Origin of the sequence: Pauljensenia sp. UMB0895 (assembly GCF_030218905.1) — a bacterium.
Classification (GTDB): Bacteria; Actinomycetota; Actinomycetes; order Actinomycetales; family Actinomycetaceae; genus Pauljensenia; species Pauljensenia turicensis_A.
Genome location: NZ_JASOQR010000004.1, coordinates 1 through 24103, shown reverse-complemented (window position 1 = coordinate 24103; position 24103 = coordinate 1). Strand labels below are relative to the sequence as shown.

Genomic DNA, 24103 nt, shown 5'->3' with positions numbered 1-24103 from the left:
CACGTTCACACGTGCGGAGCGAGAACAGTGCGCGTGTGGATAAGTGCCACGACCATAGCTACGTGTGGATAAGTAGCCTCGTATTCGCGCCCTACAGCAAGGACTGTCATGCCGTTCGGATCCATCCGTAGCGAAATGAGAGATCCGTCAATGGTGCTGATCATTGAACAGCCGGCGAGTTTTGCTCCCTTGCGGCACAGGTTTGTTCGAACCGTGTTCTGTTCGATTTGTTCTGCGATCTGAGCCGGCATGCCACACACGTTGAAGCAGCCGTTGTGGAGCCCGTATATCAGCCTGTCGGAAATATAGGGGGCAGTGAACGCATCATTCTTAGTCGATGCGCCATCGAAGACCCTGTCATTCTTCCCGCAAAGATGCGAGTGTGAAGCGTTGTGGGCAAGATTGAGTTATGCACGCACTTTTCGCTGGCCTGACGACGCTTGACGTCATCCATGCCCTCGACCACGAGCCAAATATTGCCACCAAAACAACCTCCACGGATCATGTGATGGCAGCGGGAGGCCCGGCAACGAATGCTGCGGTTACCCTTTCCGCCCTTGAGAAAGCCGCGGGGTGCGCGAGGGAGGCAGCCTCGTCGATCAGTCTGCTGAGCGCCATCGGTGAGGGGATGATTGCCAGCGTGATCAGCGCGGACCTCGCCAGCGCCGGCGTGCATCTGCTGGACGCGACCAGCGTGGATTCAGCGCAGAAGACGCCCGCGATTTCCTCCATAGTTGAGCACCCGGGTGGCAGGATGGTTGCTTCCACCAATGCGCGGATCGACATCGACGTGCACGAGGCCACCCACCTGCTCGACTCTGTACTGGTCCAGGACGGAGCTCCGGACGTTGTCCTTATTGACGGCCACAATCCTGCGATTGCCGACTGCGTGTTGCGGGTGGGGACGCTGGGGGAGCCCGATCCTGATGAGGATCCTTTCGCGCACCTAGAAGCCAAGCCGTTGCACCAACGGATCCTTGATGGTGGGTCGTGGAAGCCGTGGCTCGCCCCGTTGCTGGGGTTCGTTGATATTGCGGTGGTGTCTGCTGACTTCTGTCCGCCGTTGCTGAATGAGCCGACCGGACCCGAGGTTGCCAGCTTCCTCGCCGGTTTCGGAATTACGCGGACGATCCGCACGCGAGGATGTGAATCGGTGCAGTGGTATTGGGATGGGCGAGAAGGTGAAACCGAGGTTGATCAGGTGGATGCCATCTCAACCCTGGGTGCGGGCGACGTTTTCCACGGTGCGTTCGCGTGGGCGGTGGGCAGATTGCACGTAGCTGATGTGCCAATGCCCAAGGACCCGAGTGACTTGATTCGTTTTGCGTCGCTTATCGCCGGGTTCTCGACGACGAAATTTGGTACACGTTCGTGGTGCGAGGCACCGGAAGTGGTGACCGCGGTCGAGGAGTTCCTCGGCTCGTTTGCCTCAGGTATGGTCAAATCCTCGCGTTAGGTATGGCTAAATCCTCGCGCTCTGATCCATATTTCCATATGGAAACCGCAGTAGTTCGCCATTTGAGGCCGGTGTTGTTTGGGTGGGGCGCTAAACTGTCGATGCCGGATTTTTCGGTGTTAACTCAACGGGGTCCAGACACGCCGACCTTGCTCCGTGCAGTCACGCTAGCGACGAACTACGGGCACCCACCGGGTCGCCCATTCGAGCGATGGAGCATCTAGGGCCTCGACCTTTTCACCCATGCCAAATGATGCATCAGAGACGATTTCGACGCGCGAGCCGTCGGGGAGCAGGTGGAACACATCCTGCGTGGCGGCAAGCAGACCGAACTCGGCGTCGACGCTGTCATGGATCACCAAGGTCGGCTGTTCCAAGCCGGCCAGAAGCTTGTCCGAATCGGTCAGCGACAAGTCGATCAGCGTCTGCTTCGAGATCGTGAACTGTCGGCGAATCGAGGGTGAGTCGTCAGCGATCGTGGTAGCGCCGATCTCTTCCAAGTCACGCAACTGGTCATCAGAGAAAATCTGTGTCCAATCGACCGACATGGGACCAAGCGATGGTGAGGACAAAACGTAGGCGAGCACATTGACCGGCCGAGCTGCTAGCGCCACCGTCGCGCCGAATGAATGCGCATGAATGAGTTGGCGAGCAAACCCCTGGTCGGCAAGCCAACCGGACGCTGCACGCAGGTCCTCAACCTCAGCGTCCAGGGTAATAATTTCGTCGCCGGACTCACCGTGACCCGAATAATCGAACTCGAGCGTGGCGTAGCCTGCCGCGCGGTAGAGACGAGCAAGACGATCGAAATGCTCAGCCGAGTGACGATCAGCAAGGAACGAATGCGAGAAGAGAACCGCTGCGTCACCAGTGTCAACGGGGTTAATGAACGTCCCCGCCAGCGAAACGCCACGAGGGGTCATGATTCGGATCTCACTCACGCACTCCAACGTAGTGGGAATGGAGCAATCAAGCGACCCCAATCCCGCTAGGTGTACGTTTGTGAACTTCTCAATTGTGATCGTTGATTGGATTGTTCTGCCTGTAGGGTTGAAGTAATCAGATCGCGTCGGTTTTTCGCCGAGCGTCACGACAAACAGGAGTTTTCATGGGAACCAGGTTTGGATTGCTTCTTGGTCTTGGAGCCGGCTACGTGCTGGGCACGAAAGCTGGTCGCGAACAGTACGAGAAGATCCGCAGTGGCGCATCGAAACTCCGCCGATTCCCGGTCGTCGCAAAGCCCCTCGATGCAGCGGGCGAAAAGGTGTCGGACATTGTCCGCGAGCAGGGGGAGCGCGTCACCGACACGGTTGCTGACGTTGTGAAAGAGCGACTCTTCGGTGCTCCGGCAACTCAAACTCAGCCGGCTCCTGTCGTCGACGATGACATCGAAATTCACGTCGTCGGTCGCGAAAATGGCTGATTCTTATTCGTTCTCCCCTTCTTGAACGAATAGTGAAAGAACGTTACGGAGTCATTGAATGACTAACGCGTATCCCACCCCGCAGCCTCCGAAGAACGTTTCGAAAGCACAGATCAAGCGCTGGCGTCGCCACCTTGCTGACGAACGCATGGAAGCGCGCACCTATCGCTCCCTCGCAGAACGCCGTACCGGCTCTGAACGCGAGGTTCTTCTCAAGCTTGCCGAAGCTGAACGCAGACACGAGGAATACTGGCTGTCCCTGCTAGGAGATAAAGCGCTTCCAGCGCCTCGTCCGCGCCTTCGCACTCGCCTTGGCGCGTGGCTTGCGCACATGTTCGGCACCATTTTTATTCTGGCGATGGCCCAGCGCGCCGAACAGCGCACCACTTACGACGCCGACGATGATGCGACGGCTCAAATGGCCGCTGACGAGCACATTCACGGCGAAGTGATCCGTGGACTCACTGCTCGCTCCCGTGAAACTCTGGCCGGAACTTTCCGCGCCGCAGTCTTCGGAGCAAACGACGGCTTGGTTTCGAACCTTGCCCTGGTGCTGGGTGTGGCCGCAACCGGAATGGAACCGCACCTCGTCCTCGCGACCGGCCTTGCTGGTCTGCTGGCCGGCGCGCTCTCCATGGCAGCCGGTGAATGGGTCTCCGTCACCAGCCAACGTGAACTGCTCGATGCATCGATCCCCGATCCCGAAGCACACCAAGCTGTCCCGGACCTCGACGTTGACGCGAACGAACTGGAACTCGTGTTCCGTGCTCGTGGCGAAAGTCCCGAAGAAGCGCGTGCTCACGCCATAAAGGTATTCACCCAGGTCGCCCGCCCCGCCGGCTCAGAGTCCGGTGTCATCGCGGTGCGTGCCGCACTCGAAGGCGGGCTACCAGCTCACGCTGGCGCCACCGAACAGGTTGGTACACCGTGGCAGGCAGCGGCCTCGTCCTTCTTCTTCTTCGCGATCGGCGCTTTCTTCCCCCTGATTCCCTACCTCTTCGCTCTCTCCGGTCTGACAGCAATCGCCATCGCCGCCGCGATCGTCGGTGTCACCCTGCTCTGCACCGGCGGAGTCGTCGGTATCCTCTCTGGTCAATCGCCCGCCCCTCGCGCGATTCGCCAGCTGGCAATCGGCTACGGTGCTGCGATTATCACCTACCTGCTGGGCCTAGCATTCGGCACCGCGATCGCCTAGTACGCGCAATAGATGATGCCCCGCAGGAAACCAGACGCCTTCCGCAGCGGACCCCCAACCAGCAGATCCGTATCCGTCCGAGTCTCACAATGCGCCTCAGCATGCGCCGTCTGGTGAACACGCGCGCCACGGAAAGCCAAGATAGTCCACAATGTCCGTGTGCTTGAAACCCTCAACCATGCGTTACCGGACCTGTTTCGCGCCATCGACCTGATTGGCGTGTTGCTGAATGGCATCATCGGTGGTCGACTGGCACGCATGAAGCGCTTTGATGCCGTCGGTTTTGCGGTCCTCGCGATCATGTCGGCGCTCGCGGGTGGCATGCTCCGCGACGTTCTGCTCCAGGTGGGGCCTCCGGTTGCTTTAACTGACCCCTTTTATTTGGGGACGGCACTGCTGGGTGCAGCGATCGCGATGCTCTGGAAGCTGGACTCGCGTCCGTGGCGTGCTGCCCTGCTGGTCGCCGATGGAACTGTGCTTGGATGTTGGGCAGCAACCGGCGCGTTGAAGACTCTCGACGCGGGGTTTGACGTTCTTCCCGCGATCATGCTGGGCATCATCACCGCAGTTGGTGGCGGTGCAATCCGTGATATTTCAGCCGGAAACGTCCCCCAAGTTTTTGGCGGGAACAACCTGTACGCGACGCCGGCGTTCGCGTCCGCTGTGATTACGGTGATTTTCTGGAAGTACGATCTGCCGATCATCGGAATGCTCGCCGCAACGATTGTCGGCATGGGCTTCACTGTTTTATCCCACTGGCGTCAGTGGCAGCTTCCCCAAGCGGGGGACTGGACGCTGACGGTCACGTCGTCACAGTTGCGACGCCTGATGTCACCGGCAGCAAAGAAAGCTCTAGCAACGGCAGTTCTTGAGGAACAGGCTCAAAAGGCGAATGAAACTCACGAACAGTCGACGGGATCTTCAGATTCTTCAGGGAGCACTCCCAGCTCTGATTCAACGAAAGGCGCATGAAAACCATGAGCTCACCGGCAACGACCGCCCCTAACGCGGGTGGCGAAGCAACGATGCCCGTATCGGGGCCTCGTAAGACATTCAAAACGCGCCACCTGTCGATGATGGCGTTGGGCAGCGCGATCGGCGCCGGTTTTTTCCTCGGCACCGGCGTCGCGGTCTCGGAAGCGGGCCCGGCCGTCCTGGTGTCTTACGTTCTTGCGGCATTGATTGCCGTGTCGGTGATGTTCGCGCTGTCGGAGTTGGCAAGCTCCCTGCCGTCGACCGGTTCCTTCTCCACCTATGCCGAGGTCGGTATCGGCCGCTGGGCAGGTTTCACGTCCGGCTGGTTGTACTGGGCGATGCTGGTGATGGTGCTGGGTCTCGAAATTACGGGTGCGGCAGCGATTTTCGTCAGCTGGTTCCCATCGGTTCCGCAGTGGGTTGTGGCTCTGGCAATCGTTGTTGTGCTGGGTGGCGTGAATCTGATGGCCGCGCGCGACTTCGGTGAAGTTGAAGCGTGGCTTGCCGGCATCAAAGTCCTGGCAATCATTGTCTTCCTGCTGATCGGTATCGGTTTGGTGACGGGAATCGTTCCCGGTCGCACCGAGCCAATCGGTCAGACGATTCTGGGACATGGCGGTTTTGCGCCGACGGGTCTGGCGGGTATCGCGGTCGCGCTTCTTGCGATTATCACGTCGTTCGGCGGTATTGAGATCGTGACGATCGCTGCCGGCGAAGCCGAGAACGCGAAGGCCGCAATCTCCGCCGCAATTCGTTCGGTGATCAGCCGAATCCTGATCTTCTACGTCGGTTCGGTTATCCTGTTGATCTGCTTGTTGCGCTGGGATTCGAAAGAAATGTCGACCAGCCCGTTTGCCGCGGTGTTGAACATGGCAGGTATTCCCGCGGTCGGTGTGATCATGGAAGCGGTCGTTTTCGTCGCCCTCGTGTCCGCCTTCTCCGCGAATCTCTACGCCTCGAGCCGCATCGCCTACTCGCTGTCCGCGCGTGGCATGGGCATGAAGTGGCTGCTTGGCCGCGGTGTGTCTTCGTCGAAGATGAACGAGGCTGGCCACGCTTCATCGACCACCTCGGCTACCCTTGTGGCCGATGAGGAAGCGGAGTCGCTTCAGGACCGCGTAGCCACCGAAGGGGCGAGCGGTGACATTGCTGAAGGACGCACTCCTCGTCGAGCTGTCTCGGTCTCTATCTTCTTCGCCCTGGTGTCGGTGGCGTTGAACTGGTTGCTCCCCGCATCGCTCCTTGGAATTCTGCTGAACTCTGTCGGCATGGTTCTGCTACTGATCTGGGTTTTCATCTTGGTCGCTCAAATTCGCCTACACCCCAAGCTTGAAGCTGAAGGATCAATTGCCCTGCGTTCACCGGGCTGGCCCTGGCTACCTCGCCTCGTTATCGCGTCGCTGGTGTTGGTTGCCGGCCTGATGGCATGGAACCCCGAGGCCCGCCAGCAGCTGATCGCAATGAGCGTCCTGACGTTGATCATCATCGCGATCTACTTCATTCGTGAAGCTATGGCACAGCGTTCTGCGAAGTAGTCGATACACGCTGGTCAGAGAGATTGAGGCTCCTCCACTGAAAAGTGGTGGAGCCTCAATATGTCGAGGGGGCCTCGTACCTCGCAACAATCCGATTACTCGATGGTGGACGTGGCACCCAGATATTCGACCCAACGCTCGAAATGGTCGAGCACGTCGTGAGCCACCTGATCTGCCGTCCAGTCCATGATGTCGTAGCCTTGACCGCCACCGTGCGGGCGAACTTCAAGACGGACAGTCGTGTCATCCTCATCCGAGAGTGTGACACCAAACGTAGGAACCGGCATGACAACCATGCGCACCACGTATCTAAAGGACTCAGCGTCGATCGTTGCTCCCGAAATCGGGACATCAAGCAGGCGCGCAATCAGCTGTTCCATGACCTCAGGCGTCGCACTCACAACAAGAGAAGCTCGACCGAGGAAGCGACGATCGTCGTCGGGATCGTGAGCTTCGGGGCCTTCGATCACGATTTCAGAAACAAGCCCTTCTTCCTGCAGGCGCGTGCCAACCGCTTCAAGGGCAGGCACAACACGGTTGTCGAGTGCTCGCTTGGCGCGCGTCGGGCTGACGGCATCGAACGTGCGACTCAAGCGGTCCTGCCATGACAGTCGGACGCGACCGGCTGCCGTGCCACTCATCGAAATCAGGCCGGATGTGATGGTGCGGGTGCGCGCAGTTGCCTTCGAGGCCTCCGAACGCAACGCCTTCCAGAGGGCGGCTGCGATCAGGATAAGAACGAAGGAGAATGGCAAAGCCATGACGATCGTTGCTTGCTGAAGGATTGAAATACCACCCGCCAAAAGCATGGTGATCGTCAGAGCGCCGGTCAACGTCGCCCAGAAGACTCGAAGCCAGGCGACGCCATCCTGACGGTCAGGCAGGTTCCGCATCGACAGGTTCGCCATGACCAGTGCGCCGGAGTCGGAGCTGGTCACATAGAAAAGAACGCCGACGAACAGAGCAATCGCAATCAGGATTTTGCCAAGCGGGAGCGCGTCCAACAGGGCGTAGAGACCACCTTCGGGGGTGGCGTACGCGATCTTCGTGAACGCTACGTTACCCGAACGAATCAGGTCGATGGCGCTATTGCCGAAGATGGACACCCACACCAGAACGTAGGTGAAGGGCAGGGTCAGCGTGCCGATAACGAACTGACGGATCGTGCGACCGCGCGAAATGCGGGCCAAGAACATGCCAACGAATGCGGCCCACGTGATCCACCATGCCCAGAAGAACAGGGTCCACGCGTTCATCCACTCATCGGGGCGCTGGTAGGGGAATGTCTCCAAAGTGAGGACGGGGAACTGCGTGACAAAGTCACCCACGTTCGCGACCAGCGCATCCAGAAGGAACGTCGTGTTTCCGGTGATCAACACCCAGAGGGCAAGGAACATCGCCAGGAAGACATTGATCGACGAGAGCATTCGAACGCCCCTGTCGACTCCGCTGACAGCGGAGACTGTCGCCATGATGACAGAAAGGGAAACGAGGCCGATCTGCGCAACAAGGCCCTGCGGGATCCCGAAGATGATCGTCAGGCCAACGTTCAGCTGGACAACACCAATACCAAGGCTGGCTGCGATGCCGAACACGCCACCAACAAGGGCGAACATATCGATGATGTCACCGAAAATACCGTCGACCTTATCTCCTAGAAGCGGGCGGAGAGTGGATCGAACGGTCAGACGATCGTGCTTGCGGTACGCGAAGTAGCCAAGGGCAATGCCAACAAGACCATAGAGAGCCCAGCCGGAAATGCCGTAGTGGAACAGTGTCCACGTCACGGCCTGTCGAGCAGCTTCAATCGTTTCACCTTCGCCTGTTGGGGGAGCAATGTACTGTCCAACCGGTTCGGCGATCGCGTAGAACATGATTGACGTGCCGATACCCGCGGCGAACAGCATCGCTGCCCACGAGAACGTTGAAAAGTCTGGCGTCGAGTTATCCGGACCCAACTTGATGTTGCCGAAACGGGTGAGGGCAAGAACGATGACAAAAACGATCGCCGCAGTGATCAAGAGAATGTAGAACCAGCCGAACCACTCACTGGTCCACGTCACCGTCGCGTCAAAAAGAGACTGCACCGTGTCGGGAGCAAAAATCGACGCCAAAGAAACAGCAAGAATGACCACGGCCGAAATGCCGAATACCGTGACATTCAGCGAAGGCTCCACTCCCTGAACGTCTCCGGTCAGATCCGAGGTTTCAAGCGGCACAATTGGCGCTGCGTCACATGAGGATGATTCTGTTTTCGCTGATATGTCAGGCGAACTCATAGAGTACTTTCGGTCGACGATGGGACACACGCGCCCGTGAAATGCACGTAAAAAAGGTGCGCGCTTTTTGTTCAGCGTTTCAACGATTCCCTATACCTGCAACTTTTTTGGCTGAAATCCCTCATTTATACGCGCAGTTCTCCCGCTAGATCATGGGCGTCGGAACCTGTTCATGTTAAATGACCCACACTTTTAGTTGCGATGGGGTGATACGGGGCAAACCTTGGCCATTCATCATTCCTGAGCGAGAATATCCGCGATTCCCTTTGCCAACTCGAAACCAGAATCGTCACGAAGATCCGTGTCAGGTTCTGCGGGGTCAGGTCGCTGAGTGGTTTCTTCTTCAAGCGTGACGTCGTCAAAGTCCATGAATGCAAGATCGTATCCGTCTGGCACATCGCAGGACTCGGTCCACTTCTTCAAACCATCCAACGTCGGTGCATCCGCGAAGGACCCCATTGTTTCCGTTGATCGAGCAGATGCAAGCAGAGCCATCGACACGGCCCCCTCGGGGGAAAGTCCCTGCATTCGCGCCCACACAAGAGCCGCGGAGAACGCGTGTCCCGCCGACGTCGTATCAATCGTCTTCGCCGGGGCTGCTGGAAGCGAGAACTCTTCGCCTTCAATAATGGCTGTTGCGCCCTGCGCTCCCTGCGTCACGATGACACCCGGAACATGCCATGCCAATTGGCGAGCCGCCTGACGCGCATTTTCTTTATGCGTGTAATTCATTGCTTCGCGCTCGTTCAGCGTGAAGACATCAACGTTATCCAAAGCATCAAGGTCGGAGCTCTTCCACTGACCAGTTGAATCCCAACGGCACTCCGAGAGAACCCACGTTGGAGGAATCGGTGCTGCGGGCGGAGCTTCAAGCATGGTGATGGGGGGAACCGGATTCGAGCGCCACTTTTCCACGGTCTCACTGTTAGCTCCAAGCACATGGAGCTCTGCCACAAGCGCGTGAGGAGCTTGGCGAAGGGTCGAAAGCGATGGAACCGTCAGATCTCCAGATGTGGTGAGTGCGCGATCCCCGTCAAAACCAAGAGAAACCGTGATCGCCTGATGAGGCACACGAAGCGCATGACTCAAATCAACCCGGCTTGTTGTGAGCATCGAACGAACAATGGCCCCGGCCTCGTCGATACCGATCGAGCACAAGAACTGAGTGTTTAGACCAAGGCGAGCAAGGGCAACAGCGCGATTCGCTGAGCCGCCGGGGGAGAAGGAAGATGCCGGCGCGATCTGTTCTTCACCAAGGCGAGGTTCGTGCTCCAAAGGGCCCATGACCAGCGCTAAAACAAGAGGACCGGCAACGCAGACGCGTGGCGCAGTATTTAAAGGTGACGTCATAATGAGTGGTCCTTGCATGCATGTAGAGACGATGGTCAATGCTGATGTAATCCTAGTCCGAAGCGGTATTTTCGGCCGTGAATAGAGCCTTAAGTAATGTCTATATAGACAAGTCTTTACCAAAACGTGACCATTTGTGACCAAATAGCAATGTCCACTTTATGGTCTGGGAAAGACTTTCACGGCGTGGCGGGTTAGGCTCGCAACCGTAACCCGCGACTGGACGTTACGGGTCTAACCCATCAATTTGGAGGAGTCTTTCATGAACCTCAAGAGGACATGGCTGGCAGTTCCGGCCGTTTTTGCCCTCGGTCTCGCGGCCTGCTCTGGCGGTGGCGACGCTAACTCAAGCGCTTCCGGCGTAGCTGCGGGCTCGTCGACCGGCATCATTTCGACCAACGGCTCCGAGCCGCAGAACCCGCTGATCCCGGCAAACACCAACGAAACCGGTGGCGGCAAGATCCTCGATGCCATCTTCGCAGGCCTCGTTTACTACGATGCATCCGGCGCAACCCATATGGACATGGCCGAATCCATCGAGCCGAACGAAGATTCGACCGTGTGGACCGTCAAGCTGAAGGAAGGACAGAAGTTCTCCGACGGCTCCGAGGTCAAAGCGCACAACTTCGTTGATGCATGGAAGAAGGGCGCATCCGAAGCGATGCTCTCCTCCTACTTCTACGAGCCGATCGCTGGCTCCGATGATGAAGGTGCCGGCGATCTGACCGGCCTCGAAGTCGTTGACGACTACACCTTCACCATCACCCTTAAGGCCCCGGCAGCTGACTTCTCGCAGCGCCTCGGCTACACCGCATACTTCCCGCTTCCGGACTCGACCCTGGAAGACATGGAAACCGGTGGCGAGCAGCCCATTGGTAACGGCCCCTACATGGTCGCCGAAGGCGGCTGGGAGCACAACGCTCAGATCCACCTGATCCCGAATCCTGAGTACAAGGGTGACAACGTTGCCAAGAACGGTGGCGTGGACGTTATCTTCTACTCCTCGCTCGACGCCGCATACCAGGATCTGCTCTCCGGCAACCTTGACGTCCTCGACGCACTTCCGGACTCGGCATTCGCCACCTACGAAGCAGACCTCTCCGGTCGCGCCGTGAATCAGCCGGCAGCAATCTTCCAGTCCTTCGCAATTCCGTTCGCCCTGGAACACTTCTCCGGTGAAGAAGGCAACCTGCGTCGCCAGGCAATCTCCTACGCGATCGACCGCGACACCATCACCGACACCATCTTCTCGGGTACCCGTACCCCGACCAAGGACTTCACCTCCCCGGTCGTCGATGGCTACAACGACTCGGTCCCCGGCTCTGAGGTCCTGACATACAACGCTGACAAGGCCAAGGAACTCTGGGCAAAGGCAGACGCCATTTCCCCGTGGTCCGGCACCTTCTCGATCGCTTACAACTCTGATGGTGGCCACCAGGCATGGGTTGACGCAGTCACCAACTCCATCAAGAACACGCTCGGAATCGACGCCGTTGGCGCCCCGTACCCGGACTTCAAGTCCCTGCGTACTGAGGTCACCAACCACACCATCACCTCCGCCTTCCGTACCGGCTGGCAGGCTGACTACCCGGGCAAGTACAACTTCCTTGCACCGCTCTACGGCACCGGCGCCGGCTCGAACGACACCGAGTACTCCTCGGCCGACTTCGACGCCCTCCTGAAGAAGGCCTCCTCCGCGACCTCCACCGAGGAATCCAACAAGATCCTCGACCAGGCGCAGGAGATCCTCTTCAAGGACCTCCCGGTCATCCCGCTGTGGTACGCCAACGTCGTGGGTGGCTGGTCCGAGAACGTCGACAAGGTCGTGTTCAACTGGAAGTCCGTGCCGATCTACAACGAGATCACCAAGGCTGAGTGAGTCTGGCCAGGCGCTAGTCATCACTGACTACGCCTAGAGGACGTGCCAATGGTGGCGGGTGGGAGCTTTCCTACCTGCCACCATTGCGTTTGCAAGGCCTCGTCACCGCGCTCTCTTACCGTGAGTTTGGGCGGGGCCTGGTGAATCATTGATAATAATTCTGTTCTTTTTCTTACTGTCCATTTAGTGGGTGACGAGTTAATCAAACTCCCGTTTGCCGAGTTTTTACCCTATGATGGCGTAAGTGCGTCTTTGCCACAGGTGGGCTGTGCCCGCTTGCTTGCTAGTTTTCATAAGCAAGGCGGCGAAGACTCTAGTTCCTAACCACATCTCAAAGGACTGTCCATGTTGCGTTACATCGGACGTCGACTCCTTCAGACCATCCCGGTTTTCTTCGGAGCCACGTTCCTGATCTTCGCGATGGTGTACCTCATGCCTGGTGACCCCGTCGCAGCCCTTGGCGGCGACCGAGGGCTTTCTGAAGCTGCGTACGCTGAAATTGCTGCGAAGTACAACCTCGATAAGCCGTTCTGGATGCAGTACCTGCTTTACCTCAAGGGCGTGTTCACGCTTGATTTCGGTACGACATTCTCCGGACAGCCGGTAACTGCAGTGATGGCGCGTGCCTTCCCGATTACGGTGAAGCTTGCACTGTACGCCATGGCGATTGAAGCAATCCTCGGTATTCTTGCCGGCGTCGTTGCCGGTGTTCGCCGCGGTGGCATCTTCGACTCCACCATTCTTGTCTTCTCGCTTCTGCTGATTTCCGTCCCGACCTTCGTCCTCGGCTTCGTCCTGCAGTTCGTCCTCGGTGTGAAACTAGGAGTATTCCCGACTACAGTCGGCGCGCACGTCAGCCTTCAGTCGTTGACCATGCCGGCAATCGTGCTTGGTGGCGTCTCGCTGGCATACGTGATTCGCCTGACTCGCCAGTCTGTTTCTGAGAACGTGTCTGCTGACTACGTCCGCACCGCTCGCGCGAAGGGCCTGAAGGGTGGCACGGTTATGACCCGCCACATCCTGCGCAACTCGCTGATCCCGGTTGCAACGTTCCTTGGTGGCGACCTTGGCGCCCTCATGGGGGGCGCGATCATCACGGAAGGCATCTTCAATATCTCCGGTGTTGGTGGCACGCTCTGGCAGGCCATCGTCAAGGGCGAACCCGCCACCGTCGTTTCCGTGACTACCGTTCTGGTGCTCGTGTACATCTTCGCCAACCTTGTTGTTGACTTGCTGTACGCCGTGCTCGACCCGAGGATCCGCTATGAGTGATTACATTCCCTCCGCAAACATCGAACGCACCCGAACCGGTCAACGCCACTTCGTTTCCGATATCGACGAAACCGGTCTTGGTGCAGTTGACGCCGTTGCCGACGATCGCGCGCCTTCATCGCTCTGGGGCGAGGCATGGAAGTCCCTACGCAAGCGCCCGCTCTTCTGGGTGGCTCTGACCATCATCGTGATCGCGATCGCGATCGCAGCATTCCCGAACGTGTTCACCAGCCAGGACCCGCGTTTCTGCGAGCTTTCGAACTCGCTGAAGGGTCCGTCGGACGGCCACCCCTTCGGTTTCAACCGTCAGGGTTGTGACATCTACGCTCGCATCGTCTTCGGTGCCCGCGCATCCGTTTCCGTTGGTGTTCTGACGACCATCTTCGTCGTCATCATCGGTGGCGTGATCGGCGCGATTGCCGGCTACTTCGGTGGCTGGTTCGATGCTCTGCTCTCGCGTATTACCGATATCTTCTTCGCAATCCCGTTGCTCCTGGCAGCAATCGTCTTCATGCAGATGTTCAAGGAAAACCGAAACATCTGGATGGTTATCTTGGTTCTGTCCCTCTTCGGCTGGACTCAGATCGCGCGTATTACTCGTGGTGCCGTGATGTCGGCGAAGAACGAAGAGTTTGTCACCGCTGCCCGCGCCACCGGCGCATCAAAGGCTCGCATTCTCATGAGCCACATCATCCCGAACTCGATGGCTCCGATCATTGTGTACGCGACGGTTGCTCTGGGTACGTTCATCGTTTCCGAAGCGTCCCTGTCCTTCATGGGTATCGGTCTTCCGTCAACGGTCGTTTCGTGGGGCGCCGATATTTCGGCCGCACAGGCGTCGTTGCGTACGAACCCGATGGTTCTTTTCTACCCGGCTTTGGCTCTCGCGATGACCGTCCTCAGCTTCATCATGATGGGTGATGCGGTCCGTGACGCCCTCGACCCGAAGGCACGCAAGTGAGCGAAGAGAATATGACTACTCCGAACGAGGACGCCATCGAAGAGGCCATCAACACGATGGTGCTCGGCGAAGGCAAGGCTGATGCTTCTCAGACCGTTAGCGAATCGGCTGCTCCCGAAGAGGTTCACCCTGAGGACGCCAACCCGCTTCTGAAGATCACTGACCTTGAGGTCACCTTCACCACGTCGACCGGTATCGTTCCGGCTGTCCGTGGCGCAAACCTGACCATCTACCCCGGCCAGACGGTCGCTATCGTGGGCGAGTCCGGTTCCGGTAAGTCGACGACTGCTGCTGCGGTCATCGGCCTGCTCCCGGGCACCGGTAAGGTCACCGGCGGTTCCATCGAATTCGACGGTGAAGAGATCACGAACCTCACCACGAAGGAATGGGTTCGTTTGCGAGGCTCCGGTATCGGCCTGGTTCCCCAGGATCCGATGTCGAACCTGAACCCTGTTCTGCGCGTTGGTACGCAGGTCAAGGAAGCTCTTGTCGCCAATAACGTTGTTCCGAAGTCCCAGACTGGTGAGCGCGTGGCTCAGCTTCTTGAAGAGGCCGGCTTGCCGGACGCAGAGCGTCGCGCCAAGCAGTACCCGCACGAGTTCTCCGGCGGTATGCGTCAGCGCGTGCTGATCGCTATTGGAATGGCGGCTCGTCCGAAGTTGCTGATCGCTGACGAACCGACGTCCGCTCTGGACGTGACCGTTCAGCGTCGCATCCTCGATCACCTTGGTTCGCTGACCCGCGAACTGGGCACCGCTGTTCTGTTCATTACGCACGACCTTGGCCTTGCTGCTGAGCGTGCCGAACAGCTGGTGGTTATGCACCGTGGTCGCATCGTTGAATCCGGCCCCGCGTTGGAGATCCTGCAACACCCGCAGCACCCGTACACGAAGCGTCTTGTTTCGGCTGCTCCGTCGCTGGCGTCGGCTCGTATTGAGTCCGCTCACGCTCACGGTATTTCTGTGACGGAGGAAGAGCTGACGGGCGCAGGTAAGGGCGCAACGTCGACCGAGGAAATCGTTCGCGTTGAGCACCTGACCCGTGAGTTCGATATCCGTGGATCGAAGGGTGAGGCTAAGAAGCTGATCGCCGTTGATGACGTGACCTTCGGTTTGCGTCGCGGTACGACCCTGGCGGTTGTGGGCGAGTCCGGTTCCGGTAAGTCGACCGCAGCGAACATGGTGCTGCACCTGCTGTCGCCGACGTCCGGCAAGGTTTTCTTCGACGGCAAGGACACGTCCGAGATGAGCGACAAGGAGCTCTTTGCTCTGCGTCGTCGCCTGCAGGCAGTATTCCAGAACCCGTACGGTTCGCTGGATCCGATGTTCTCGATCTTCCGTATCATCGAAGAACCGCTCCGCGTCCACGGCTACGGCACGATGGCGTACGCCGAGCAGGAGTTTGCTCGTGCGATGGCGACCGGTCGTGAGCCTGAAAAGTGGATCTCGGCTCTGATGGAAGCAAAGAACGCTGGACGTTCTTTGACTGCCGCGGAGAAGAAGGAATTCAATCCGAAGCATCTGCGTATCGAGCGCGTGTCTGAGCTTCTGGACATGGTTGCTCTGCCACGTTCCGCGATGCGCCGTTACCCGAACGAGCTGTCCGGTGGTCAGCGTCAGCGTGTGGCCGTGGCTCGCGCGCTTGCCCTGAACCCCGAGGTCATCGTTCTTGACGAGGCAGTTTCGGCTCTGGACGTTCTGGTTCAGAACCAGATCCTGTACTTGCTGAATGATCTTCAGGCTCAGCTAGGTCTGTCCTACCTGTTCATCACCCACGACTTGGCGGTTGTTCGTCAGATCGCTGACGACGTGGTCGTTATGGAAAAGGGCAAGCTGGTGGAGCAGAATTCGACGGACGCGCTGTTCAATAATCCGGTGCAGGATTACACGCGCGAGCTGATCGAGGCGGTTCCTGGACGTCAGATTCAGTTGAACCTCTGAGGCTCGCCGATCGTGCGCCTGGGTGCGCACGAACCCAGTGAATAGTTGACGAGGCCGGGCGGGGCGACAAGGGTTGCTCCGCCCGCCTTGTTATATCGACGACCCTGATCGCGGTAGCTATGAGGCCTTACAGCCTGCTAGAACGCTTGCCATCTTTGATTGCTCAGCAGAGGTAATGGTGAGCCCCCACGTGTATTTCACGTTGATCTGCTTCGTGACGTAGGCACACCGGAAGTCAGCGTTTGGGGGTAGCCACTTGTCGGCGGATGCTGCACCCTTGTCTTTATTCGTTTGACCGTCGACGGCTAACAAATTGTTCTGGTCATTCCCGAAGCGTTGACGCTGGGTGTCGTCCCACTGCCACGCGCCCGACCTCCATGCGTTTCCTAACGCGACAACGTGGTCAATCTGTACGAGAGCGGATGTCTCTTGTCCGCGCTGGAAGTTGATCGTGGAACCTGTATACGGGTCGTCCAAGGTTCCCGTCAGGACAATGCAGTCACGTGTCTTCGGCTTATACGTCACGTTCGTGAGATCGCGCGCGAGCACGTCGTTCCGAGTATCGCACCCGTTATGGTCCTCGTCCGCCCAGGCGTGCCCGAACTGGTCGCGATCGTAGTCGGGTGCGTCATCATGATCGAGAACGGTGAGTGCTTTCAGTTGCCTCGCAGCTTCGCTGGGAGGCAGATCGTCGACGGAAACTGAGTGGGGGACGAGGAAGCCAACATCGTTCCACAGGCGGCCGAGCATAAAACGGAACGAGGGAAAAACACAATACGACCCGATACAGATGATGATCAACGCGACCGCGATGTCACCGATGCGGAGGGCTCTTCCATGAACCCTGCCACGACCGCGTGACGAAGTACGTCGTTTTCCCACGTGCTGCGCTCCTTTCTGCGGGCTGATCTCAGTCGCATTGGCGAGGCGAGGTGCAAGTCCAGCAAGCATCGTCGGCGACTAAAGAAGAGTATGTGGTCCTTACTAGTGTGACGCACGCTGAGGACAAAGGGAGGTTATCCACAAGCAGGCGTCTACGGTGAAGACGACTTGAAGATTTCTTCGAGCCGGCAATTCCGGTGTCATCCATAAGGAGGTACGTGCAACCGTTGATCAGCGCACGATCATGCGTTAATAAGTGTGATCCCTACCATGTAGAAACCAAATTGCACAACGCGCTCAAGGCCGAAATTTTGCTTTAAATCAGCCCTTTGCGCTCCAACCATGAGCGAGCAATGGTAGCCGCCGGCGCGCCATCTTTGGTCGATTGACGGTTCATCTCCACCAGATCCGCGCTCTCAAGGGTCGCGGACACGCGATTGATCACGGCAGTCGCGGCCTCGTCGATTCGCGGGGAGACGATCGGCACCACGTGGGAGGCCAGGAATAACCCCTTCGGGTCCTCCAAGACTGTCAGATCTGAACCCGCCAGCGACGGGTCAGCCGAATAGATGTCGACCAGTTGCACGTCGCCGTCACGCAGAGCCTTCAGCGTGAGCGCGCCACCCGAGTCCTCGATCGGCGTGAACGTCGCGGTCACGCCGTACATGGACTTCAGTCCAGCCGGACCGTAGGGGCGCGTTGCCAACTCCGAATTGCCGCCGATCTTTACCGATCCCACGGATGCGAGGTCGCCGATCGTCGTCAGCGAGTGTTCGTTCGCGAACTCGGTCGTCACCACGTACGAATCCTGGTCGGCAGCAGGCGTGGCGTTCAGCACGCGCAGTCCGTCCGGCAGAGTGGCGCTCAGAGCCTCGTACACCTCGTCTGCGCTGGTCTGCGTCGCATCGGCATCCAAGTACTGCAACAGTGAACCCGTGTATTCGGGGAACACGTCGATCGCGCCCGCCTGAATTTCTGGCATGTAGACCTCACGCTGGCCGATGCGCAGTTCACGAGTGACCGCGAATCCGGCCTCCTCGAGGGCGATGGCGTAGGTTTCGGCGATGATTTCGTTCGAGTAATAGTCCTGCGATCCGACGATGATCGTCTCGCGCCCGTTCGATTGTGAGCTCGGGTCGAAGGTTGCTGCGGTCGCACACGCGCTGGTCGTCAGAGCAGTGGCGCCGAGCATTGCGGTGACAGCTTTGCGCTTGCGTTTTACCGCCGAGCGAGTCGCGACGCGCGCATTGCTTTCGTTCTTCGTTGTGCGTCGTCCAAAGAATCGACGAGGCCGCTCAGCGTTCCCAGTGCCTTCGCCATTCAGGCGCGGGTTGCGTGATGCTCGCACCCACAGGGCGTCCAGAATCAATGCGAGGGCGACAACCAGGATCGCGCCACCAATCATCTGCCCGTAATCGCGGGTTTTCAGACCTGTGTAGAGGAAACGACCCAGCCCAGCGTCCGCGGTGTACGCCGCGAGCGTTGCGGTGGCGACAACCTGCAGGGTCGTCGAGCGCAAGCCACCAATAATCAAGGGAAGCGCGGCGGGCAGTTCAACTTCGCGTACGACTTGCATTTCGGTCAGGCCGATAGCTCGAGCAGCGTCCACCGTTGTCGGAGAGGCTGACCTGATACCGGAATACGTTGCTGACAGCATCGGAGGAACCGCCAAAATCAGAAGCGCTAAGAATGGTGCTGACAAGCCAATACCCAGCCACAAGCCGATTAAAGTCAGAACACCCAGCGTCGGGATCGCTCGCGCCACCCCGAACGTCGCGCTCATTAGCGTGACAAAACGGCCGGTGTGCCCGATGTAAATACCAATTGGCAGCGCAATCAGGCCGGCAATGGTGACAACGCCGACAGTCACGCCAAGATGTTGAACAATACGAATGAGGATCCCCGTGGACCCCGTCCAATGGCCACCAGCAAACAGCCATGTCAATGCATCCATGAGCAAGCTCATGCGGCCACCTCCGCCTTCAAACATGGGTTAGAAACAGGGGAGCGATGAGGCGCGGATCCCGGCCTCGTCCATGGGGTGAGCAGGGCGCCCACGGCGATGGTCAGCGCATCCAAAACAAGCGCGACCAGAACGGTTGCAACCAAGCCGGCGCATACCTCGGACACCAGACCTCGCTGGAATCCGTCGGTGAACAGCGTGCCCAGCGAGCGAATCCCGATGAACGCACCTACGGTCACCAGCGACACCGTCGACACAACGACCACGCGTACGCCCGCGATGATGACGGGCAAGGCTAGTGGGAGTTCGACTCCGATGAACTTACGCCATGAGCTCATGCCAGCGGCGTCCGCAGACTCGAGAACCGAAGCTGGCAGAGAGGTAAACGCATTCGCGACCTGACGGATCAGCACCGCGATCCCGTAGAGCGCAAGAACGATGATGATGTTCAGCTCGCTCCGGAGCGCAATTCCTACGATCACGGGGATCACAACAAGCATTGGCAGTGAGGGAATCGCATACAGCAACGACAGTGCGGTCAATAGTGGGCTACCCCAGCGCTTCGAACGCGTAGAAGCCCAACCGACCGGGATTGAAATGATGACCGCGGCCAGAATTGCTGGTATCGCGATGCGTAGGTGCGCGACAGTAAGCTCCCAGAGTAGTAAGTAGTTTTGCGACAGCCAACTCATCGGAGTTCGCCTTCCGGCAACAGGCCGAGCGGACGGCCATCCGGGTCAGAAACGAGTGTGCCTGCGGGCGTGGACTTCATACTCAGACGGCGCTGGCCGGACGACCCGACGAAGGACGCGACAAAGTCGTTCGCGGGGTTCGTCACGAGGTTCTCGGACGTGCCCACCTGCGCTAGGACGCCACCGGTCTGCAGAACAGCGATCTGGTCGCCGAGCATGAACGCCTCATCTAAGTCGTGCGTAACGAACAGGATGGTCGTGCCCACGCGGTCACGCAGGTCGCGGAGCTCCCGTTGCAGGTCGGCGCGAACCAGCGGGTCCAGTGCGCCGAAAGGTTCGTCCATCAGCAGAATGTCCGCTTCGTTTGCGAGCGCGCGAGCAACACCCACGCGCTGACGCTGGCCACCTGACAGCTGCGCCGGATAGCGTTTCGCGAGGCCTCGATCCAAACCAACCAGGTCCATCAGCTCTAGCGCGCGTTTCGCCGATTCTCTACGCGAGGCACCCTCAAGACGCGGAACCGTCGCAATGTTGTCAACAATGCTGCGATGCGGGAAAAGTCCAGCATCCTGGAGCACGTATCCGATCGAGCGACGCAACTTCACCGGGTCCACATCCGCAACATCCTGCCCGCGCACAACCACGCGCCCAGACGTGGGGGAGAGCATCCGATTCACCATCCGCATCAGCGTCGTCTTGCCCGACCCCGACGTGCCCAGCAGGACCGTCGTCGTATGAGGCTCAACGTACAGAGAAACGTCATCCAACGCCGTCGTCCCGTTCGGGAACACGTGCGAGATGTGGTCGAAAGTAATCACCGAGATGTCTCCTTTCGACGAAGACATGGAAGAGGAGGTGCGCAGGACATTACTGACCCTAGACACCGTTCAAAGGTCTACCGGTATGAACGCCAAGGCTTCCCAAGATATTCAACCAATGTCAGCGAGTTTTAGTGACCTTGCGCATCTTCACTGTGGGAATTGCATGAAAATAGCCGGTGAGTGCCCCGCAGGGGGCAGTCACCGGCTATTCGCTCTGTAACTGGCCTCGTCAATTGGTGCTTACTGGATGTGCACCGAGGTCGTAGTCGGACTGAGCCGACTTCGCGTCAATCACGCTTCAGTTGAAGGTGCCTTCCGACGCTTCGCGTAGGGGTCGGACTCGAGTTCCGTGCCAGCGGGAACCGATGCGGGCGAAACCTGTTCGAGGTTCGTACCACGGGCCTTCGAGATCCAGCGCATGACGTGGTAGATGACAATCGCTGCAACGGAGCCGAGCGCAATACCGGAGAAGGTCATCTTGCCAGCAATCAGCGTGTAGTCGGCGATGGCGACAACCATGGCGACTGCAGCGGTGTTCAGGTTAACCGGATCGGAGAAATCAACGCGGTTCTGAACCCAGATACGAACACCGAGCATGCCGATCATGCCGTAGAGGATCGTTGCCGCTCCACCGAGGACGCCGGCCGGGATCGTTGCGATGATCTGGCCGAACTTCGGCAGCATCGACAGGGCGAGAGCGGTGAAAGCTGCGACCACGTAAGCGGCGGTCGAGTAGACGCGGGTTGCGGCCATAACGCCAATGTTCTCGGCGTAAGTCGTCGTACCGGAGCCGCCACCGAAGCCTGCGATCATCGTGGACAGGCCGTCGGCGAAGAGTGCGCGACCGGTGACATCATCCAGGTTCTCGCCGGTCATTGCGGACACGGACTTCACGTGACCGATGTTCTCAGCCATGAGGACCAGGACAACCGGGACGAACAGGCCTATCAGCGACAGGTCGAAGGCCGGGGCACGGAACGCCGGGGCGCCAACCCAGTCGGCGTTTGCGATGGCGGAGAAGTCGACCTCGCCACGGATGCAGGCGGTTGCGTAGCCAATCAGAACACCGATGAGGATCGCGAGGCGACCGATGATGCCCTTGAATAGGACCGTGATCAGCAGGATCGAAACGATCGTGACGGTTGCGGTCAGCGGGGCGGTCTTCACGTTGTTCCATGCGCTAGGCGCAAGGTTGAAGCCGATCAGGGAGACGATTGCGCCGGTCACCACCGGGGGCATCAGCTTGTCGATCCAAGCAGCACCCGCGAAATGAACGATCAGGCCGATGATGAAGAGCGAGCCACCGGCCATGATGATGCCACCCTGTGCCAGGGAAGCAAGATGGTCGTCGATGGTCTGGCCACCGCCGGCAACGTAGCCGGTCACCGCGCCGATCGGTGCGATCAGCGCGAAGGACGAGCCGAGGTATGAGGGAAGGCGTCCGGCTGTGATGAGCAGGAACAGCAGGGTTCCGAAGCCGGTGAAGAAGAGAGTTGTTGACGGGTCGAAGCCGGTCAGCAGTGGAACGAGGAAGGTTGCGCCGAACATTGCAACAACATGCTGAATGCCGATGCCGATTGTTCGAGGCCACGTGAGTCGCTCGCTGGGGGAGACAACCTCGCCGGGGGCAATGGAAGTGCCGTCACCGTGCAGGGTCCAGCGGAAGAAGCCACGGGAATTATCGCTCATGGAAGAGCTCTCCGATCTGATCAGTTGATGGGCAGGGCCGTTTCACCGGTCAGAACACCAGATTAGCCCGCAGTGATATTGCGCCGGTAGTTTGGCGTCCGTTCTGTGACCGGATAGGCGCGAAGATACAATTTGGTGCAAGGTTGGGACTGCGTATTTTCATCTGCGGTGTGGTGACGAGGCTCCTTGCGGATCGACAGTCTTCATTCTGAGAATTGTTAGACCATTTCCAAGTCTTTACCTATCCTTGACGTATGAAACCTCTCTTGCTGGTGTCGACACGTCCCGAAGACGTTGAAGTTGAAGCGGAATACCGTTCGTTTCAGCGAACGACCGGCCTAGCAGAAACCGAGCTTGAACAGGTCAGACTCGACATGCTCGGTCTGCCTGACATTGATGTTGAGGCCTATTCCGGCATCATCGTTGGTGGATCTCCCTATGGGACGACAACGTCCGACGTCCACAAGTCGGCGACGCAGAAGCGCGCTGAAGCTGAACTGTTCCACCTTCTTCACGATGTGACGACCGCTCACGTTCCCTGTTTTACAACCGGGTATGGAACGGAAGTTGCGGCTGTTCTGATGGGTGGTCAGGTGACGACCAAGTGGGCTGAGCCCGCGCAGATCACCGAGATTTATATGGTTGCCGAGCATGCGGATGATCCGATCTTGGAAGGGGTTTCCCGCACGTTCTACACCTATGTGAACCACACAGAAGCCGTTGAAGAGCTCCCCGAAGATGCGGTCTTGTTGGCGAAATCGCTGACCTGTCCCGCTGAAGTCATGCGGTTTTCAGACAACTTCTACGCGACGCAGTTCAATCCGGAAATCGATTCCGATGCGATTCGTGCTGCCCTTGAACGCTATGAAGATGCGGGTTATCCGGGCACCGATGATGTGGAATCGCTGATGCTTGCCGGGCGCCTAGGGGCGTGTGACCATCAGGCGGGCAAGCTGGTTCGCAATTTCGTTCGCCTTTTTGGTGCGTGACCTATCCCATTAGGGTGTTCGATGTGCTGAGTTAGCATTTTTAGACCGTTTCAGCCTAAGATAAGCAAGCGCACTGATGTGCGTGCTGGAGGATTCGCCTAGTGGCCTATGGCGCACGCTTGGAAAGCGTGTTGGGTGCAAGCCCTCGGGGGTTCGAATCCCCCATCCTCCGCGGTTGTCCCGTCATCCTTTGGGTGGCGGGACTTTTGTTTTTCCGAATCGCCTTTGTGTGGTGGCGTGTGTAAACTGGGGAGCGATCCTCCGTGTGACGGTATCATCTGAACCTCCCCAGGGCCGGAAGGCAGCAAGGATAAGGGTGCGCTGCCGGGTGCGCGGAGGGTCCTTTTATTTTCCGCTTATATTCCGCACAGGCGCGGAATGGGAACGAAAACATGACGAACGCTCCTTCGTGGCATCGCTCGTGTGATCCTGCTCGACGTATCTGACTCAGATCGCGTCGACTACGCGTTGAGAGGGGGCCTCGTGCCCCGTTTTCCGTACGCGAAAAGCGCGCGACGGTGGTACGAGGCTCCTTCTTTATGTGGTTTCGGTCATTCACAGGGAGACTAAAATAGGAATAAATGGCTTGAATGAGCCCGCAATGGACTATTGATGTGATGCAAGCCCCATCTGCGAGTTTGTCATTGCGGGGTCTCGCGCGTAAAGTTGTTTTCAGCCAAACGGCGATGCGCTCGTAGCTCAATGGATAGAGCATCTGACTACGGATCAGAAGGTTGGGGGTTCGAGTCCCTTCGAGCGCGCAGCGGCCCCCCTCGGTGCGATCCACCGGCGGGGGTTCTGC

General features: G+C 58.6%; 19 protein-coding genes, 2 tRNA genes, 1 other RNA gene and 1 pseudogene. 13 read left to right on the top strand and 10 right to left on the bottom strand.

What is annotated here, in order from left to right; translation table 11 throughout:
• Positions 1-5: 5 nt before the first annotated feature.
• Positions 6-251 carry a hypothetical protein gene (locus QP503_RS03305; RefSeq protein ID WP_006680672.1) on the bottom strand — a complete coding sequence of 82 codons (246 nt, stop codon included), beginning with the start codon at positions 249-251 and terminating at the stop codon, positions 6-8.
• 158 nt (positions 252-409) lie between these two features.
• On the opposite strand from QP503_RS03305, the gene QP503_RS03300 reads away from it, so the two are divergent.
• Positions 410-1456: a PfkB family carbohydrate kinase gene (locus tag QP503_RS03300; protein ID WP_103632822.1), complete on the top strand. Its 1047-nt coding sequence runs from the start codon at positions 410-412 to the stop codon at positions 1454-1456.
• A 167-nt stretch (positions 1457-1623) separates the two neighbouring features.
• Here QP503_RS03300 and QP503_RS03295 read toward each other — a convergent pair whose 3' ends face one another.
• Positions 1624-2397: an alpha/beta hydrolase gene (locus QP503_RS03295; protein ID WP_040318355.1), complete on the bottom strand. Its 774-nt coding sequence runs from the start codon at positions 2395-2397 to the stop codon at positions 1624-1626.
• A gap of 167 nt (positions 2398-2564) precedes the next feature.
• On the opposite strand from QP503_RS03295, the gene QP503_RS03290 reads away from it, so the two are divergent.
• The 4 genes from QP503_RS03290 (at position 2565) to QP503_RS03275 (ending at position 6584) form a co-directional block, all read left to right on the top strand.
• A complete protein-coding gene (locus QP503_RS03290; protein WP_006680675.1) occupies positions 2565-2879 on the top strand; it encodes a hypothetical protein in 315 nt (104 codons plus the stop codon).
• 58 nt (positions 2880-2937) lie between these two features.
• A complete protein-coding gene (locus QP503_RS03285; RefSeq protein ID WP_006680676.1) occupies positions 2938-4074 on the top strand; it encodes a VIT1/CCC1 transporter family protein in 1137 nt (378 codons plus the stop codon).
• Positions 4075-4233: 159 nt separating this feature from the next.
• On the top strand, positions 4234-5046 hold the full coding sequence (locus QP503_RS03280; RefSeq protein ID WP_103632820.1) for a trimeric intracellular cation channel family protein: 813 nt from the start codon (positions 4234-4236) through the stop codon (positions 5044-5046).
• Complete coding sequence (locus QP503_RS03275) at positions 5043-6584, top strand: amino acid permease (protein ID WP_219810957.1); 1542 nt, start codon at positions 5043-5045, stop codon at positions 6582-6584. The genes QP503_RS03280 and QP503_RS03275 overlap by 4 nt, the downstream gene beginning before the upstream one ends.
• Before the next feature lie 95 nt (positions 6585-6679).
• Here the strand turns inward: QP503_RS03275 and betT are convergent, their stop codons facing one another.
• The gene (gene betT, locus QP503_RS03270) at positions 6680-8863 is read right to left on the bottom strand and encodes a choline BCCT transporter BetT (protein ID WP_285069528.1); all 2184 of its coding nucleotides are present in this window, start codon (positions 8861-8863) and stop codon (positions 6680-6682) included.
• A 234-nt stretch (positions 8864-9097) separates the two neighbouring features.
• On the bottom strand, positions 9098-10213 hold the full coding sequence (locus QP503_RS03265; protein ID WP_285069527.1) for a carbohydrate kinase family protein: 1116 nt from the start codon (positions 10211-10213) through the stop codon (positions 9098-9100).
• A 262-nt stretch (positions 10214-10475) separates the two neighbouring features.
• On the opposite strand from QP503_RS03265, the gene QP503_RS03260 reads away from it, so the two are divergent.
• From QP503_RS03260 to QP503_RS03245, 4 genes are all read left to right on the top strand, one after another.
• The gene (locus tag QP503_RS03260) at positions 10476-12092 is read left to right on the top strand and encodes a peptide ABC transporter substrate-binding protein (RefSeq protein WP_006680681.1); all 1617 of its coding nucleotides are present in this window, start codon (positions 10476-10478) and stop codon (positions 12090-12092) included.
• Positions 12093-12437: 345 nt separating this feature from the next.
• Positions 12438-13364, top strand: coding sequence for an ABC transporter permease (locus tag QP503_RS03255; RefSeq protein ID WP_006680682.1), 927 nt, complete (start codon positions 12438-12440; stop codon positions 13362-13364).
• Positions 13357-14325 carry an ABC transporter permease gene (locus tag QP503_RS03250; RefSeq protein WP_006680683.1) on the top strand — a complete coding sequence of 323 codons (969 nt, stop codon included), beginning with the start codon at positions 13357-13359 and terminating at the stop codon, positions 14323-14325. Before QP503_RS03255 ends, QP503_RS03250 begins: the two co-directional genes overlap by 8 nt.
• On the top strand, positions 14322-16265 hold the full coding sequence (locus QP503_RS03245) for a dipeptide ABC transporter ATP-binding protein (protein ID WP_219810956.1): 1944 nt from the start codon (positions 14322-14324) through the stop codon (positions 16263-16265). The genes QP503_RS03250 and QP503_RS03245 overlap by 4 nt, the downstream gene beginning before the upstream one ends.
• Positions 16266-16382: 117 nt before the next feature.
• On the opposite strand, the gene QP503_RS03240 is transcribed toward QP503_RS03245, so the two are convergent.
• The 6 genes and pseudogenes from QP503_RS03240 to QP503_RS03215 form a co-directional block, all read right to left on the bottom strand.
• Positions 16383-17147: an HNH endonuclease family protein gene (locus QP503_RS03240; protein WP_103632995.1), complete on the bottom strand. Its 765-nt coding sequence runs from the start codon at positions 17145-17147 to the stop codon at positions 16383-16385.
• A 316-nt stretch (positions 17148-17463) separates the two neighbouring features.
• On the bottom strand, positions 17464-18339 hold the full coding sequence (locus QP503_RS03235; protein ID WP_285069589.1) for an ABC transporter substrate-binding protein: 876 nt from the start codon (positions 18337-18339) through the stop codon (positions 17464-17466).
• Positions 18340-18510: 171 nt separating this feature from the next.
• Positions 18511-19101, bottom strand: a pseudogene (locus QP503_RS08905) (ABC transporter permease); the annotation flags it as partial.
• 8 nt (positions 19102-19109) lie between these two features.
• The gene (locus QP503_RS03225; protein WP_285069526.1) at positions 19110-19802 is read right to left on the bottom strand and encodes an ABC transporter permease; all 693 of its coding nucleotides are present in this window, start codon (positions 19800-19802) and stop codon (positions 19110-19112) included.
• The gene (locus QP503_RS03220) at positions 19799-20620 is read right to left on the bottom strand and encodes an ABC transporter ATP-binding protein (protein WP_179370109.1); all 822 of its coding nucleotides are present in this window, start codon (positions 20618-20620) and stop codon (positions 19799-19801) included. Before QP503_RS03220 ends, QP503_RS03225 begins: the two co-directional genes overlap by 4 nt.
• A 294-nt stretch (positions 20621-20914) precedes the next feature.
• Positions 20915-22312, bottom strand: coding sequence for a uracil-xanthine permease family protein (locus QP503_RS03215; protein WP_285069525.1), 1398 nt, complete (start codon positions 22310-22312; stop codon positions 20915-20917).
• Between the two features lie 254 nt (positions 22313-22566).
• On the opposite strand from QP503_RS03215, the gene QP503_RS03210 reads away from it, so the two are divergent.
• The 4 genes from QP503_RS03210 (at position 22567) to QP503_RS03195 (ending at position 24062) form a co-directional block, all read left to right on the top strand.
• Positions 22567-23301, top strand: a complete 735-nt coding sequence (locus tag QP503_RS03210) for a glutamine amidotransferase-related protein (protein WP_285069524.1) — start codon at positions 22567-22569, stop codon at positions 23299-23301.
• An 87-nt stretch (positions 23302-23388) separates the two neighbouring features.
• Positions 23389-23473: transfer RNA gene (locus tag QP503_RS03205), tRNA-Ser, on the top strand.
• A gap of 80 nt (positions 23474-23553) precedes the next feature.
• Positions 23554-23649: signal recognition particle sRNA small type (gene ffs, locus QP503_RS03200), an RNA gene on the top strand.
• Between the two features lie 340 nt (positions 23650-23989).
• Positions 23990-24062: transfer RNA gene (locus tag QP503_RS03195), tRNA-Arg, on the top strand.
• The last annotated feature ends 41 nt before the right edge of the window (positions 24063-24103 follow it).